Origin of the sequence: Sphingobacterium multivorum (assembly GCF_900457465.1) — a bacterium.
Taxonomy (GTDB): domain Bacteria; phylum Bacteroidota; class Bacteroidia; order Sphingobacteriales; family Sphingobacteriaceae; genus Sphingobacterium; species Sphingobacterium multivorum.
Window position 1 is genome coordinate 64221 of the sequence record NZ_UAUU01000009.1, and the last position, 15844, is coordinate 80064.

Annotated in this window: 14 protein-coding genes; 5 read left to right on the plus strand and 9 right to left on the minus strand. The window is 37.7% G+C overall.

The window, feature by feature from the left end; translation table 11 throughout:
- Nucleotides 1–21: 21 nt before the first annotated feature.
- From DTA23_RS11975 to DTA23_RS11990, 4 genes are read left to right on the plus strand one after another with little or no spacing between them, the layout of a single operon-like run.
- Nucleotides 22–627, plus strand: a complete 606-nt coding sequence (locus DTA23_RS11975; RefSeq protein ID WP_112374872.1) for a DUF4254 domain-containing protein — start codon at nucleotides 22–24, stop codon at nucleotides 625–627.
- A 3-nt stretch (nucleotides 628–630) separates the two neighbouring features.
- Nucleotides 631–1656, plus strand: coding sequence for a glycosyltransferase family 9 protein (locus DTA23_RS11980; protein WP_112374873.1), 1026 nt, complete (start codon nucleotides 631–633; stop codon nucleotides 1654–1656).
- On the plus strand, nucleotides 1653–2867 hold the full coding sequence (locus DTA23_RS11985) for a glycosyltransferase family 4 protein (RefSeq protein WP_112374874.1): 1215 nt from the start codon (nucleotides 1653–1655) through the stop codon (nucleotides 2865–2867). The genes DTA23_RS11980 and DTA23_RS11985 overlap by 4 nt, the downstream gene beginning before the upstream one ends.
- A 12-nt stretch (nucleotides 2868–2879) precedes the next feature.
- Complete coding sequence (locus DTA23_RS11990) at nucleotides 2880–3998, plus strand: glycosyltransferase family 4 protein (protein ID WP_239468757.1); 1119 nt, start codon at nucleotides 2880–2882, stop codon at nucleotides 3996–3998.
- Here DTA23_RS11990 and DTA23_RS11995 read toward each other — a convergent pair.
- From DTA23_RS11995 to DTA23_RS12030, 8 genes are all read right to left on the minus strand, one after another.
- A complete protein-coding gene (locus tag DTA23_RS11995) occupies nucleotides 3990–4925 on the minus strand; it encodes a glycosyl transferase family 90 (protein ID WP_256603554.1) in 936 nt (311 codons plus the stop codon). The genes DTA23_RS11990 and DTA23_RS11995 overlap by 9 nt on opposite strands.
- A gap of 82 nt (nucleotides 4926–5007) precedes the next feature.
- The gene (locus tag DTA23_RS12000; RefSeq protein WP_070561253.1) at nucleotides 5008–5676 is read right to left on the minus strand and encodes a glycosyltransferase family 32 protein; all 669 of its coding nucleotides are present in this window, start codon (nucleotides 5674–5676) and stop codon (nucleotides 5008–5010) included.
- Nucleotides 5677–5688: 12 nt separating this feature from the next.
- Nucleotides 5689–6498: a glycosyltransferase family 2 protein gene (locus DTA23_RS12005; protein WP_070561254.1), complete on the minus strand. Its 810-nt coding sequence runs from the start codon at nucleotides 6496–6498 to the stop codon at nucleotides 5689–5691.
- 24 nt (nucleotides 6499–6522) lie between these two features.
- Nucleotides 6523–7332: a glycosyltransferase family 2 protein gene (locus DTA23_RS12010; protein ID WP_083295763.1), complete on the minus strand. Its 810-nt coding sequence runs from the start codon at nucleotides 7330–7332 to the stop codon at nucleotides 6523–6525.
- Between the two features lie 4 nt (nucleotides 7333–7336).
- A complete protein-coding gene (locus DTA23_RS12015; RefSeq protein ID WP_172462397.1) occupies nucleotides 7337–8467 on the minus strand; it encodes a glycosyltransferase in 1131 nt (376 codons plus the stop codon).
- Between the two features lie 143 nt (nucleotides 8468–8610).
- On the minus strand, nucleotides 8611–9705 hold the full coding sequence (locus tag DTA23_RS12020) for a glycosyltransferase (RefSeq protein ID WP_146753066.1): 1095 nt from the start codon (nucleotides 9703–9705) through the stop codon (nucleotides 8611–8613).
- Nucleotides 9706–10092: 387 nt separating this feature from the next.
- On the minus strand, nucleotides 10093–10929 hold the full coding sequence (locus DTA23_RS12025; RefSeq protein ID WP_256603558.1) for a glycosyltransferase family 2 protein: 837 nt from the start codon (nucleotides 10927–10929) through the stop codon (nucleotides 10093–10095).
- 52 nt (nucleotides 10930–10981) lie between these two features.
- Nucleotides 10982–12211, minus strand: a complete 1230-nt coding sequence (locus DTA23_RS12030; protein WP_112374878.1) for a hypothetical protein — start codon at nucleotides 12209–12211, stop codon at nucleotides 10982–10984.
- A 445-nt stretch (nucleotides 12212–12656) separates the two neighbouring features.
- On the opposite strand from DTA23_RS12030, the gene DTA23_RS12035 reads away from it, so the two are divergent.
- Nucleotides 12657–13148 (plus strand): SixA phosphatase family protein, encoded by a 492-nt coding sequence (locus DTA23_RS12035; RefSeq protein ID WP_070561258.1) that lies wholly within the window; start codon nucleotides 12657–12659, stop codon nucleotides 13146–13148.
- 45 nt (nucleotides 13149–13193) lie between these two features.
- On the opposite strand, the gene DTA23_RS12040 is transcribed toward DTA23_RS12035, so the two are convergent.
- Nucleotides 13194–15764, minus strand: coding sequence for a flippase-like domain-containing protein (locus tag DTA23_RS12040; RefSeq protein ID WP_172462398.1), 2571 nt, complete (start codon nucleotides 15762–15764; stop codon nucleotides 13194–13196).
- Between the last annotated feature and the right edge of the window lie 80 nt (nucleotides 15765–15844).

Genomic DNA, 15844 nt, shown 5'->3' on the forward strand with positions numbered 1-15844 from the left:
AATATATTTTATATTTGTAACATGATTAGTGCAATAGCAAATCCAATTTTTCAGCGTGCTATCCAGGATTACCACGTATACGATCAGATTGATCATCCAATCCAAAATCCGTATGACAAACAATCTCTGGAACATCTCCTCTATTTAAAATGCTGGATTGACACTGTGCAATGGCATATGGAAGATGTGGTGCGTAATCCCGCTATTGAACCTCAAGAAGGCTTATATTGGAAAAGACGTATCGATGAATCCAATCAGTACCGCACAGATACCGTCGAGTACATTGATAGTTATTTTCTGCAAAAATTTCAAGGTATACAGGCGACTCCTACAGCAACGATCAATACTGAAAGTCCGGCATGGGCTATTGATAGACTTTCCATTCTGGCATTAAAAATCTACCACATGGAACAGGAAACATTACGCAAAGATGCTTCCGAAACACACATCATTTCCTGCCAAGAAAAACTAAACGTTTTATTGGAACAACGAAAAGATTTATCCCAAAGTATTGATGAATTGATGACCGCCATCGCATCAGGTGATAAATACATGAAAGTCTATAAACAGATGAAAATGTATAACGATCCGGCATTGAACCCTGTCCTATATTCATCAGGAAAATAAAACATGTCCTTACCGCAACGGATCATAGTAACCCGATTTTCAGCTATGGGCGATGTTGCCATGGTCGCCTCAGTATTGAAAGAATTCTGCATTCAATACCCTGATGTAGAAATCATTATGGTCAGCCGGAAATTCTTTGCCCCATTTTTTGATGGAATAAAAGGTGTACGGTTTCACGCGATTGAACCCAAAACAATTCATAAAGGTTTTTTTGGATTAGTCAAGCTAAAAAAAGAACTGGCTCAATACGGCGCAGATGCTGTAGCGGACTTACATTTCAATTTACGCTCCCGCGTAGTCGATCTTTTATTTTCCTTATCGGGTGTAAAAGTAAAACAACTTGACAAAGGCAGGGCTGAAAAAAAAGCTTTAACCCGCGAAAACAACAAAATTAAAGTTCCTTTAAAGCTGACAGTGGAGCGCTATGCAGATGTATTTCGCGCATTGGGTTTCAAATTCGAACTCAGCAATAAATTGGTTCTTAATTTGCAGGATGTACCCAAAGCTGCATTTAGTATGTTTGCAAACTTCGATCGAAAGAAAATTGGCATTGCCCCATTTGCACAGCATCGTTATAAGATTTTTCCGCAAACCAAGATGGAAAATGTGATAGACATATTGACGCACAATGGCTATGATGTTTTGTTGTTTGGCGGTGGTGAACAGGAATTCCAGATTGCGCAAAACTGGACGGAGCGATTTCCCAACACCTATAATACCATAGGCAAGCTTTCGCTGCGGGAAGAACTGGATTTAATTTCAAATCTAGATCTCATGATCAGTATGGACTCTTCGGGACTTCATATGGCATCGTTGATGGGCGTAAGGTGTCTTTCTTTGTGGGGAGCAACGCATCCGTATGCTGGATTCACCGGTTACGGGCAGCAGCTAACAGATTGCATCCAAGTTGAACACCCCAACAGACCGAGTTCAGTGTACGGCAACAAGCCCTGTGATTGTGATGGGATAGAAGCAATTGATTTAATTACACCGGAAATGGTGATTGAAAAAATAAGAGCAATAGGATGAAGATAGGGTTAATAACCATTCGATACGGATTGGATATCACCGGTGGAGCCGAATTCCATTGTAGAATGCTAGCTGAACGATTATCAGCAAAGCATGACGTGACAGTATTAACCACCACTATTAAGTTTTTAAATAAACCAGCGGAAGATTTCACTCCGGGCCTAGAAATTATACAGGGAATACCTGTGACGAGGTTCGTGACCGATAAAAATTTGCGTTCCGAAAAGAAAAGTAAAATCGCCCGGAAGATACGCCGATTGATCTATCGCTGGGGATTAGCAAAGCCTATTTTCTCCTTATTTCCTGTTTGGAAGTTCAAAGTTGATGATGAATCAACCTATTTGGAAGGACATCCATTTTATTCGTCTTCATTACTTAACTATATTAGGGAATTCCAACACGATTTCGACAAATTCATTTTCTTTACTTACGAAAACCCACTAACCATATTGGGATCACTCCTTGTACCAGAGAAGTCTATTCTGATTCCCACTGCACATATGGAGAGCATGTTATTTAGAAGTATCAACACACTTTTATTTTCAAAAGTCAATCATATTGCCTTTAATACAGAAAGTGAAAAAGAAATGTGTTTAGAAATTTTCAGAAATTCGCTGGCAAAAAATACAATTGTTGGCATAGGCGTCAATCAAATAGATGACCTAGCAGCTGCAGTAGCCATCAGTGCCAAATATCAGATCAAATCACCATACTTACTTTATTGTGGTCGCATTACACCAGTGAAAATCAACAATTTTATGGCCTATTTTCTGAAATTAAAATCGGAAAAACAGATCGACTTGCAGCTTGTACTTACAGGAGAAAATACCATGGATGTTCAGCAAGATCCTGATATCATCTATACTGGTTTTGTAAGCGAGGAAGAAAAAAAAGCGCTAATGCTACAAAGCTTTGCCATTATTAATCCCTCACTCGCCGAGAGTTTATCACTATTGACATTAGAAGCGCTCCATTTAGGGAAACCAGTCATTGGTAACAAAAAGTGTGATGTCATGGTCGAACATGAACGCAAAAGTGGAGCTGTATTCTGTTATGATTCCTTCCACTCCCTAAGTTCCATTATCACATATTTGCAAGATCCAAATACCGATAAGAATATCATTGCGGCAAAAGCTAAAGAATATGTTTCTAAATATTATAATTGGGATTTGGTATTAAGTAAATTTGAACACATTTTTAAAGAAAGCTAAACCGGGTCAAGCATGATAACAATTGGATTTGACGCTAAACGATATTTTCTCAATCGAACAGGCTTAGGCAATTATAGTCGGGACCTTGTCCGTATACTGGAACAATATTATCCGGATAATACTTATTTGAAGTATACACCAAGATTGGACGATAATGATCTTTCGAAGAAGGCGCTTATGGAAGAAAAAATTCGTCTCCCCAAAAGCACATTTAACCGCGCTTTTCCCGCACTTTGGCGAAGCTTTGGAATAGCATCTGACCTGCTTAATGACGGTGTAGAACTCTTTCACGGGCTTACAGGAGAAATACCAAGGGGCTTAAAAGCCCGTGGAATTAAATCTGTTGTCACGATACATGATTTAATCTTCTTACGCTATCCCGAACTCTATAAACCCATCGATCGTTGGATATACAACAAGAAATTCCAATTAGCGGTTAATCACGCGGATAAAATTATTGCAATTAGTGAACAGACTAAATCAGATATCATCGATTACTATGCAATTCCCGAACATAAGATCGAGGTTATCTATCAGGGTTGCCATCCGGCTTTCAAGGTTCCAAAAAGTGACGACGAGCAGGACAAATTAAGGTTAAAATATAATTTACCCAAAGACTTTCTGTTAAATGTGGGTTCAATTGAAAAACGAAAAAATGTTTTACAAATTGTAAAAGCTATTCAGGATATCGATATCCCATTATTAATAATTGGTAAGAAAACGCCCTATCTTGAGGAGATTAACAGATATATCGTAGCCAACAAATTGGAAAGCAAAGTCATTATAAAACAAGGGTTTACTATTGAAGAACTATCAACTATTTATGCGATGGCATCAATTTTTATATACCCTTCTATCTTTGAAGGCTTTGGTATCCCTATCATCGAAGCCTTATATGCTGGTACTCCTGTCATTACAACCAATTCGGGCGTATTTCCAGAAGCTGGTGGACCATCGTCTTGTTATGTCGACCCTTCAAATGTAGACGAAATAAATCTAGCGATCAAACGTATTCTGAGCGACTCTCAAACCAGTGCAAGGATAATTTCACAAGGACGTCACTATGTGCAAAAATTTAATGATGAAAAAATTGCATCAGAACTCATAAACTGTTATCAGTCCTTATTGTAATTTAGGCTGAACGGTATGCGTAAAATATTTATCCAAGACTTTTAATGCGATTATATCCTCTATTTTTTTATTTTTAAACTGAGCTATATATGCGTTCGCATTTTTTACGATCCTCCTAGCCGCATGATCATCTGCCATAAAATAGCGTAATTTTTCCTCCAAATCAGAATAGTCATCTTTAATACAAATAAAATGGACATCTGGAATTAGGCGTCCCTCCATAAACCAAGTCTCATATTTCGGCATAGGCATGACGGCAATAGAATTTGAGGACATAATCCACTTCAAGTTTGTCGCAACATCGTTTCCCTCAAGCGCCAAAATAAATTTATAATCAAGGTGCCCTGCGATGGATAAATAATCCTTATCGGAAGATCGATTAGCCTTTTTGATGTTGCACAATGGATGATCACAATACAATTGGTAGAATCTGCTACGATGCACTTGTCCAAAACCACTCCTTCCGACCAACATATCTATTTTTTTATCAAAAGACACGTCGTCCTGAAGAAAATTAAAATGTCTTGCTTTATCCAAATTTAAGACTACTGCATTGCTATTATTACCATGAATAGGTCGGCTCTTGAGTAAAGTCGGATGTGAGGGAATATGAATGATATCACCTGGCAAAATACCGAACCGCAATTTGCGGTTAAAAAACCTTAAATATTCTTTACTGTCGAAATAATAAACGCGTATGCGTTCTGGTATGCGATATTTGCCTATTTCAATAGCGTCCTGATCTAAAGGCTCAAGCCGTTCCAACTTATTGTAATAATTTACCCTATCATCAATATATGTGGCATTTTTGCGATAATAAGTGCTATTTAAAAGCTTTGTCAGTTGGGCTTGAGAAAGACTATCAGGAACCAGCTCCCTAAGAATTGCTTTAATATAATAGTAAATCTTATTATTCTTATTTCGCAAAAAGATTCTTTTGAAATTCATCGATGTGCAATACTTTTCCTCAAAAATAAGTAAAAATAACTCTCCCTTAAAATAAATAAGCCTAAAAGTCTGTATCAGGTTTTACAACAGGAATACGCAGTTGTAGTTTCTTCCAATGGTTAGATTTGTCTTTATAAATCATGAGTTTACCTAATTTATACTTAAATTTCAGTAATCCTTTATAATCATCTTCAATGCAGCGATACGCTACATTCGGATTTTCTTTCAGAACTTCATTAATCGCTAATGTATAAACTGTTGGGCCTGTCATCGCATGTACATCATGTGGAAATCGATTCTGTTCAATATTATCCACAATCAGCTCCATCGTTCTTTTTAAAAAAGGATGTCCTTTATCAAAGATAAGTGCCCATTGTGCATACAGGCTCCTATTGTTCTCATGCGTTATTACCGCAACGTCATCGCTATTTAGATATTTATCGATGGAAACTAACAAATCACTATCTAAATCTATATAAATACCACCATATATATATAAAACAGCATAGCGAAAAAAATCTGCTTTGGCGGCCCCTATCTGAAGACGATGATAAGCTTTATTAATGCGCTCATCAAAATGTTCAGCAAAGAAGTCACTCACCCGTTGATCATCATAGAACTCATACGAATAATCCTTATTCTTTTTTAAAAATGAGCGAATATAGAGCTTCGTAAGCCAAGGAATCTTATTATCCTTAAATGTTTGAAATATATTTTTTGGAATTCCCATGATAATGAATAACTATAGGAAACTAGAAAGTCCGTCAGCACAGGATGTCAGCTTTTCTAATTTTGTCTTTTCTAATAAATGATCGTTTTGTGGTAGTGCTTTTCTAGACGCCTCCTTATGATATAAGTGATACCCAATTGCAGCAAACTTGATTAGTTGCCCTTTGAGTCCATAATTGAATAAACGTTCCACAAATTCACTGTCTTCCCGGCCCCAGCCTTCAAAAAGATTATTAAAACCATTCACTGCACGAACATCGCGCATGTAGAAGGACATATTACAAGAGCGTACTTTGCTTCTTTTATGTGCTAGGTTTTTCGCAGTCCATCGTGCTAAAAGAAGATTACGAAAACTACTTATTCTCTTTTCAAACCGACCAGATTCGAATCCCGCCTGAAACATATTCGGATACCTTAGTTGATTCGACTCAGTTAACAATTTAGCTGTTAATGCTTGATTCAGTAAAACCCTTCCACCTTGGATAAAATGTCCGACTTTGGCGAGTTTTAGATGGTCTTCAATAAAATTTGGTGCCATAAGGATATCACCGTCGACAAGTACAACATAGGGTGATTTTACTTGGGCTAGCGCTTGATTTCGAATACGTGCAACGCGAAAACCACAATCGTCCTGCCAAACATGGCTGATTGGAATTTCAGAAACCTGCTCATAACGATGGACAAGCTGTCTTGTTCGATCATCAGAACCGTCATCTGCAACAATAACTTGACTCGGCAAAACTGTTTGATTTAATGCAGACAATAGCACCAATTCCAATGCATCGGGCCTATTATACGTTGTAATAATTATTGAAGTTTCCAAAAAATAGCTATAAAACCGTAAGTGCTAATCAGATGATTTCAGGTATTTATCAATACCGTTATCACAATAGGTCAAATTTAGCTTTTTTGTTTTTGCAAACAAACAATTGTTGTTGCCTAAATTCTCTTTTGCATTTATCGCATGCCAGATGTGAAACACAATGCCGCCGAATTTTAAGAATCGTTTTTTGATGTTGATATTTAGAAGTCTAGCGACAAATTCTTTATCTTCCGGCCCCCAGCCCTTAAAGTCTTCATTATAGCCATTCACACGAATGGCATCTTCTCTCCAATAGGCCATATTGGCACCATGAATCTCCCAACGCTCGTTGCCTTTGTTTTTATAATTAAATTCAAAATATTTCCATAACAACTGAAAACGAAAAGCACTGAATAAGTTCGAAACTCCTTTATCGAATCTATTTACCTTTGTATCACGCTTCGTCAATTTTTTCTCGGAAAATTCCCGATCAAGGTAAATACGGCTGGCGCGTACCACCGATCCTTTTCGCGCAAACTTTCGATGATCTCGAATAAAATAGGGATGCAAAATTAAATCACCATCAATTTGGACAATATAATCGGATGAGGCTTTAGCAATGGCTTTATTTCTGATTTTCGCCAACTGAAACCCCTCATCTTCATGCCATACATGAATAAAAGGAATATTAAACTTACTTTTATATTCTGCCACAACTCGCTCTGTCTCCTTTCCAGACCCGTCATCAGCGATAAGGATTTCATCAGGAAGAACCTTCTGAAGCAATACACTTTCCAAGCATAATGCCAACGCCTCCGGCCAGTTATAAGTAGATATTATTAGAGAGATTTTCATTTATTCATCTATTGTTAAAAACAGCGTCCAAGACTTCATACTCTTTCTTTACGGTATGATTATTTCTCATATATTCAATGGCCTGATTCGATTTTATCTTATAAAATTCATCCTCCTGGAGCAATTCAATAATATGAGAAGCAAAAGCCTGTTCATCTAACGATATAAGACATCCATTATCTGATTTATTAAACAATCCATCGACACCACGTTGATTGGTTACAACCGGAATGCCAAAAGATAATGCTTCCAAAACCTTTATTTTGATTCCTGTCCCTGAAAGCATTGGACAGATCGCAACTTTAGCTTGCTCATAATATGCTGCAAGATCATCCACCAATCCATGTTTTATAACATTTTTCACGGTTGGAATATGTGCACAAATCTTTCCAATCACATGCAGTTCAACATGTGCAAGTAGCGGAAATACTTGTTCTAAAAACCACTTTATACTCGACACATTGTGTGGATTATCACTCGCCACATAAATTAAGTCTATCTTCTTTTCGCGTTCTTGAATAACAGGAGATGGCATTGAAACCGGAATTAATCGTACAAATTTATCTGCAAACTGTTCAAAAATATATTTTTCCTCAATTGAAAATGTCCATATCTCATTAAAAGAGGTCATCATAGACAACTCAGCTCCAAACATTTTACCCAATTGACGCATTGAAAAGTTTTCCTTTTCCTTTGTCTTATTTTGCAGCGTCAGAAAATCATGCGAATCTAAAATTGTATAAGATCCTATCAAATTCTTTACCAAACTACCAAATTCAACATAACTAATAATAACGTAATCATACTTATGATCGCTTAAAATCTTTTCAAATCTTCTTTGAAATGATGGCGAAACACGATCAATCAAATTGGAGTGGAAGATATTTTTAATCTCTTTTTGTAATTTATCACGAAAGAAATAACTAATCCTATTTTTTTTGGAAGATTTAAAAGGTAAAATAATCAGGTTAATATTTGGAAATTCGGATTGAAAAATAGCTTCATCACCTGTTCTCCAATTAATTGAGGATACAAAATCGATCTCAAAATTTGCACTTATCGTATTAAAATAAGTTAACAATTGCTTACACCTAGTCAAATTGCCTGCTTTCGAACTGTTAGGATTTTCAGGCATAAAGTATAATATTCTCTTTCTCTTTATTGTTTGCATTTATTCTTATTGAATAGGTAAAAAGCAGCATTTGCTTTTATAATAAATAATACGAATTATTCTCGGAAAATGCCACATTCTATTTGAATTTTTCTTTGCCGGACTAACTAAATCTCGCCTTCGCCCCGAAAATGCTTTGTGACGGTCTCCACTAAATTTAACCACCCTTTAGCCATATTTTCAAAACTGTACACCTCCATTGCCAAGTTGCCCTGAACGCCAAATCTCGAACGTAGCGAAGAGTCCATGATCAATTGTTCGAGGTACAGGGCCATCTCACGGTCGTCCAATGCTAAAAAACCATTCTGATTATGTTTGATCAATTCATTTACCCCGGAACAAGTGGAAAAGCCAATACTTGGCAGGCCTATTGACATGGCTTCTGCTAAGGCTAATCCAAACCCCTCATATTTGCTGGGGAAAATAAAAATATCCGCATCCCGCATCTTTATCAGAGGATCCTCGGTGAATCCACGCAGAAAAACCCGTTCAGCCAATCCAAGATCACAAATTTGTGTATTCAATCGATCAAAGTCTGGACCTGTCCCCCAAAACTCCAAATCCCAATTGGGATATTTGTTTGCCAGGCCAGCAAAAATTGCAATGGCAACATGCTGCTGCTTACATTCTGTATCCAAACGCCCAACATGAATAATCTTATATCTTTCCTTGATACGGTCATGCCTAACTAAATCGCGGGAATCTACCTGCTGGATTGGATTGGCAATAACGTCGCGTTGTCCCGAAAAATTAGACGGTAGAAAATCCCGATAGCTATCAAATAAGATCTGAACACCATTCAGATGATCGAAACTAGCCGTTAACAAATCAACCATATATGCTTTTCTCCCGCCTAGAACATTGGTATAATCGTAATCAGGTCTTCCATTCACCGAATCTATAATGGGGATTGACAGTGTATTTCCATAAGTAATCTCCAGAAGTGAGCCAATGGACATGGTAATAATCAAATCCGGCTTTAGTCCGTCGATATAATCTTTCCATAAAATCGCCCGCTTTCGCAGATTAAATTGAAATAATTTAGCTTCCCCCCCCATCCGTTGCTTCAATCGGCGGTTATACCACTTGCTGTATTTTTTGCGGGCCTTGTATTTCAACCATAAAAGTGGATTCGTCCCCTTATAGTTATAAATAGGAAGCTCGAGCTTCTGCTCCAAATTAGCGTCAAAGATATTCGTCACTTTCACCGACTTATGCAGCGGAAAAACTGGGGAGCCTTTTATGTTTCATTGGTTGCAATCTCCACTACATATCCATTTGTACTCAGTATGTTCGCTAACGTAGAACATATCTTTTCCGTGCCTCCTATTCCATTTAAAAAATACAAATGTTGTATTAGTAAAATCTTCATACGTCGAGATACTTATTTCTGATCCTTTGACGGACTTTTCTTCTTAGGCCAGCAATTGGAATAAACCTCACCCAAAATAAGCCTCGCTTCAATTTTTCAGCTCTCCTTTTACAATAATCTACGTAAAACGTATCAAAATCCCTATGATCTCGAGCTTCTACAAAATAGCTAAAAGGCACCGTTAATATTTCTTTATCAGCTTTGGTAAGATGTGGGCTTACATATTCTTGCATAAAATTTGCAATAACTTAAACAGCTCTTCCTTCTCAAGATCATTAAATGCCATTTTTAAATAGCGAAACTCAAAAGGTTCATGTTCGATAAATAGCGCTAGTTTTAAGGCTTTTGAAGCAAAAAGATCATGTTCCTTATAAAACTCCTTCAATAGTTCTAACCATATTGGGATCTGTTTCAATAAGCGATCCGTCTGCCGATTAATTTGCGTATGATTTTGATTCTCGTGCTGTCTATAAAAATATACTGCGCCCGGATTGAATCCGATCTTATCGGTCATCAAAAAGAGACGATGTGAAAACAAGCCATCCTCGCAGGGCTGAATTCCTTCAGGAAAACGGATATTGGGATAAGTGTCCAATAAGGTCTTTTTGGTCAGCAAACCGCATGTCGGTACAGCAGTCAAACGTGGCGCCCGGGAACAATAAGGCTCCCCCAAAATCAGCAAATCAAAATTTTGCTGTTTAGCAATCGCTAAAGAAGCTGACAAAAAGGTGCGTTCAATAGTATCATCAGAATCTAAAAAATAGACATATTCTCCGCTCGCATGAATGAGGCCGTTATTTCGAGCGACAGAAACGCCCGAATTTTCCTGGTCAAAAAAATAAATGCGAGCATCCAATGATGCATACTTCCGACAGATTTCAGCCGAAGAATCACTGCTACCATCATTAACGAGTATGATTTCGAAATCTTGTAATTCCTGATCAAGCACACTTTGGATCGTCTCGTCTAAATATTTTTCGACATTGTATACCGGTATAACTACCGAAACAGCAACCGGACGAGGACAATCCATACAACCATTTTTTACCATCATTAATCTTTAATATACAAAAATAGTAACAGAAATGATATATTAAATGCTGAAATCATTTTAATGATTTCTCGATCCTGTCTTTATTCAATGTAAATTCCCGGTATCTGAACTCACCAGATTTATTACCGATCATTGCTCCCATTTTAATTAAAGATTCGTTGCTGCCCATTGGAAAAATTGAACTTCTATAGGCATTATTTTTCAACAGCGGCTTCGGTAATACTTTGAAATTTAATCCATCTTTGGAATACCCAACGTACAATAGTTCCGCGGTATATCGTTTCACATCACCCACAGCAACACAGAGAAAATAATAACCATCGGCAAATGTGGCCTGAATATGCCATGGTGAATTCACTCGTCCCTCCTTTAACCAGGGTCTATTTAGAAAATTTATGATTTTGCTTTCTTTAAACCCTGTAAAATTAATGCCATCGGTAGATGTTCTACGAACAACATAAGAAGGGTCTTTACCTTTAAAATTTTTCGAATTAAAATTCAGCTCAATTTCATAACTCAAAAACTCCTTCCCGTCATGAATAAACGAAGGGGACAATAGATGATCATCTTTGGGCGTAAACGGAGGGTTGCTGGTAAAGGCGACATTCAAATTCGACCACTTTATACCATCTGTAGAGGTTTGTTGTACAATGGTGCGATGTGCATTTTGTTTCAATCGATCAAAATTGGTATTACTTAACACACATTTGCCTTTCAAAGCCTGCGCAGTGATAAAACTACCCCTATAGTAAAGATAAAACTGATTATTTAAGTAGATCCAATCCACATCTGACCAGAAACCCTGAATCGGATCAACCTTGTTTTCACCGAAACTTTCTGTCGGAAAGGGAGCATTGATAATTGGATTGCTCAATCCCGGAGGATTTACCCAATCAAGACCATCATTGGATACAACAACACTTGGATTTTCAAATTTCTTTGAGTTTTGATTCGTTCCAACTGCGCCAAAATAAGGCGTGAAAACCATCCAATACTTGTATCCATTCAGCTTATTTGGAAAATAGAGAACATCCGGATGACAATAGCTGGCATTTGCACCCGAGATATCTATAAAATCATTGGCATTTTTTAGGCCTTTAAAATTAGCGTCAGCAACAGTATGTATATTGACCAAACCTTCATCACTATCAAAAGTAACTGAATCAATGGGTTCAACAGTCCAAATAGGAGCTTCAACATCCTGCGCAAAAAAGTCCTCTGGACGGTGGCAAGCCACGAGAATAATACTTCCATAGAGAAGTATCAAAAAATTACGAATCATAAGTAAATATCAAACGGTAGAAACAAAAAAATGCGACTTGGCTAATGATGTTTTTCAATAAATAAAATAAGCTGACGGCAAATAGCTGGATAAAACAAATTATTGTTTTTCGCTGCGAAATTAGCATAATTTTATCAAAGTAAAACAACGATTTTGTTTTTTAAATCACCAAGACAACAAAGACCCAAAATCAATCTAAAAAATTCGTTATCAAGACTTTCATTTTGCCGTTATAGGCACAAAAAAAACCACAATGCTTTAGCTTTGACACGATATTAAACGTATCACTTGAGGTAAAAAAACTATTCATAATGTAATATACTTTTCAAAACTTACTGTATTATTATTTGTATTCATACGCAAGCCTGCTCATTGCGCAAACACAATGAACCGGAACAACAAGCGTTATTATCTATATTGGTATTAAGAATCAAAAATTTTAATCATGGACAACAGTAAAAAACTTTATATCATCCGACATGCAAAAGCCGAAACTATTCCGGGCATAAACGACTTTGATCGTGCGCTTACATCCGACGGTATACAACAGGCCAAACAAGTTGCGGCTAAGTTATCCGCAAAATTGACCCTAGATGAAAACAGTATGGTGATCAGTTCGCCAGCCAATCGCGCACTCCAAACAACGCGTATTTTTCTAGACGTCATGGGCTCCTCTTCTTTTGATATTCAAATTGAAGAAACAATTTATGAATGTACGTACAAGCATATGCTGTCCATCATCAATGCCATCCCCGATCATGTCAATCATGTCCTGCTCTTTGGGCACAATCCCACGTTGACTGATCTGGTGGAATACCTGACCCGAAAAGCAGCCTACTTACGCACCTCATCTTGTGCAGAGATAAGACTTGATGGCGGCTTCACCTTTCATATGCTCAGTGGCAATTGTGCCGATCTTGTGCAAATAATTGATTAAAATTCTATTCAAAGAACAAACTTATTTCCAGCTAATATCTGCTGATCACTTACCGGCATTTGATTTCATTGCCTTATCAATCACCAAAGGCACTGAAATCAAATCCAAATCATGTGAATACACCACAAATTTCTCGACCCAGCAGGGATCAAATTTTTCCTTAAATTCTTTTAAGCCCTTTGGTTGACGGAAGTAAGGATTATTTTCATATAAAAAACTGATCAAACGTTCAACTAGCCCTTTTTTCTTGTCAAATCCTGAAAAAGGAGCCAGTCCCATATTGAGAAAAGAATAACCTTCCTCTTTGCAATAATCTAAAAAACGGATAATCAATACATCCATATTTCCGCCTGGTGCATCTTGCAATTTCCGGATAAGATCATACGTCGCCTCGTCCGGAGCATAATTAGGAATGATATTCAAAAAGGCCAAAATGCGCCCTTCGTTATCCTCCAAAGTAATTACATGGCTATTTTTAATCTTACCAACGTCAAACATGCCCTGAGAAAAAACACGTTCTGAACGCTTCATGTCTCTTAACCAATGATCCGACACAACCTGTAATTTCTGAAGCAAACCATTGGATAACGGCGCCCGATATAAATTCGAAACAAAACCTTTCTTTTCAATGCTATTCACCGCATTCCGGAGTGATTTGCGTTTCTTTCCTTCCAGCGAAAAATTATCGACATTGACAATGGCCTCTTCTCCAATCAGAAAAGATTTTTTGCCCAACTGCTTAAAAACCCCCAAATGTCTACCGTCAACGCGGTAATAAGCTGTTTTTAAACTCGATTTGCGACAATAGTGTTCAAATGCATTTATCAGTTCTTTCATGGCATCTTCAGTATCTTCACAAACGGGACCTTCGAGTACCATCGCAAAACCATAACATTTTTTATACGCAATAAAGCCTGTCAGCTCCTTGTTAAAGAAAAGATCTTTATCGCCATAGGTCTTAAAGTAATCGACAGGTGATTTACCATAACGCTCCAAAATGCGCTGCGCGATTTCCATCTGTCCATCCACCTCTTCCTCCGCTAACTGACATGGGTTGACCATCCAGTAGAATAATGCGGAAAGACTGATCACACTAAAAAAATTGATAGAATACAAAAAGTATTGTCCTATGGCTGTCTGCGGCTCTGCGACATCACCATTGAGCAGTACAAAACCGTGTAATGTATTGCTCACTGCATTTACAATGGTGAAGTCCGTATTAAAATGCTTCGCATTCAAGAAATAAAAGCCCGTAATCCCATACAGAAGCACAACCCCAATAAGCCACAAAACCAAGCTGAGATTTAAAGAGCTTAGCCTTCTGTTACTTTGCACAAAGTAATGTTTCGATGAATAGAGTAACATCAGCAACACCAAAAAAGCAAACCAGGCTTCTTCAAAATCCAACCCTTTGGAAAGATTGGCAATAATAGAAAGTGAACATAACGCAACCGCAACATACCAAGCCATACGTAGTCCCTTCAACAAAAAGCCCGAACACATCACCAACAATATACCGAAGAAAAGTACCGCTGCATTTGAAAAATTTAATGCATCATAAGATATAAATTGCTTTAATGCCGTTATACGGCTATGGATAGCCGGCGTCAAGACCGAGATGATATTGATAAGGCCCATCACAAAAATAAAAACAGATGGAAGTATCCGAACAAAGATGTTGTTTTTATTCACGAAGAAACTAATTCCACCCAATGCCAACGGTCCCCAAAACTCAAATAAACGATATAAAAGGGATATAGAAATCGCCTGTTCTTCGCTGTAGCCAAACTTACACAGAATGACAACCATTGACACCTCGATAAGTCCAACCCCCTTCATCAACGGTGAAAAACAATAGACCAAGGTTCCGACTGCATAGGTTACCGTACAAGCCAATAACGATGTTTCAAAACCTAAAGCAAGCATAGCAATATAGATATGTAAAATCCCGACAAGCTCAATGGCTGTTGCCCAAAGGAGACTTTGTAATACAGCCCAAAAATCTACGCCTTTTTTATGGAGCTCATCCCAGGTACCTGCAACGGAAGGGAAATGACGTACTGTAAAATTGTATGCTCGGCCACCACGGTAAAATGAGCTGCAGTACCAGCCAAATCCCAGCAGTAGTGCGCTAAAAACAAGCATAATCCCGATGATTTGCATATCAAGACCTGCGATTCCAACAAACAGAAAAACAAAAAGACAGAGGATAAATAAGGACACTAAACTAATGACGGCGTAGATAACAGAAGAAAGATTGGCGTTTGCATCATCAATTCCCTCCTGATTGACCTCTTTCTTAAAGAAAGCCAGTGAGGTAAATCCACCTACCGGAAGAAAGACACTGATAAAGTTTCTTTTTAGAAATAGGCGGGTAGCCCCACCCAGTGATAGTTTTTGTTGCAAAGACTTAAAACTATAGACATAGACCAAACCTTGCATGGCGATATAAGCCAAAGAAACCACAATCCCGATTGCCACCCAAAATAACGAGCTTGACTGGATAAGCCCTACCGACGATGCTAGCTCCTGTCTTTGATTTGCAAAAAAATATACAGCACCCAAAATGACCAATAGGCCCAACAAGGATTTCCAGATCAACATCTTGTTTTTCATCAGCATAATTACCTCTCGAATTGACAAACCCAATTATTTCGTTTTTCTAAACCACTTTTACTAATGACATCATTTCCTCA